Here is a 1070-nt window from a genome sequence, read left to right on the forward strand (position 1 = left end):
GGTGCGCCGATGCCGCCGTGTCCATCGTCGACACGCTCTCCAAGGCGGTGAAGGGGACCGCCGACGTCGACTTCACCAACACCCAGTTCCTCGCCCGCTACGCCATCGTCTTCGCCGCCGCCACCGTCCTCACGCTGCTCCTCTGGCTCCTCGCCGGCCTTCGGGCTCTTGGACTCGGCGTTCCCCGGTTACTTCTGGTGGTTGGCCGCCCTCTCTCCGAGTGTGGCGGGTTACGGCGCCGCATCAAGGGCGCTCCTTCGTCGCGTCGGCTTCGCCGATTCCGCTTCGCTCCACCCTTGACCGCCCGGCCCCGGCTGCCTTTTCACACTCGGAGGGCGGCCCGGGGAGGGGGCATCCGCTCCGGGGACCGGAGCCCCTCGGGCGCCGTCGGCGGCCGGCGGGTCTAGGGGTGGCTTCCCGCTGCCATTGAATGGGGCAGCTGGGCATGGCTCAGCGGGTGTCACTCGCTTCTTGGTTGGGATTCATGCCCCGCTGGTCATTCCCGGTGGTGGGTGGAGCCGGATCCGCGAGCCCTTGGAGAGGTCGACGACTCAGGCGGTCGGTCTGGCCTTCCCGTCAGGTGAAGTCGTTCCGAATGACGCTACGGCGTACATTAAGCCCTCCGAGAGTCCGATATACCCCCAAAGTCCCTTACCCCGTCCGTGTTACCGCAAGTAATGTACGCCGTAGCGTCATTGAGAGGTCGACTGCCGACCGGCGATGGGGCTGGCGGGACGGATGGGGCTCCCGGCCCGAACGATCGGGGCTGGGCGCCGGGCAGGGATCACCCCCACCGGAGAGTGACCAGCGGGGCATGAATCCCAACCAAGAATCGAGTGGTACCCGCTAAGCCCTGCCGGGTCACCCCATTCAATGGGTGCGGGAAGCCACCCCGAGGCGGACGGACGCCGATGGCGCCCAGGAAATGCGCACCCCCTGCCCTGGCCCCTTTCCCGGGCCGCCCTCCGAGTGTGAAAAGGCGGGTGGAGGTGACGGGTCAAGGGTGGAGCGAAGCGGAATCGGCGAAGCCGACGCGACGAAGGAGCGCCCTTGATGCGGCGCCGTAACCC

1 pseudogene is annotated in these 1070 nt (G+C 68.1%); it reads left to right on the forward strand.

The features are described 5' to 3' along the window. Window positions 1-185 (forward strand): annotated as a pseudogene (locus tag EAO71_RS40240) (hypothetical protein); the annotation flags it as partial. Window positions 186-1070: the final 885 nt, after the last annotated feature.

This window comes from Streptomyces sp. MS191 (assembly GCF_008042125.1).
Classification (GTDB): Bacteria; Actinomycetota; Actinomycetes; order Streptomycetales; family Streptomycetaceae; genus Streptomyces.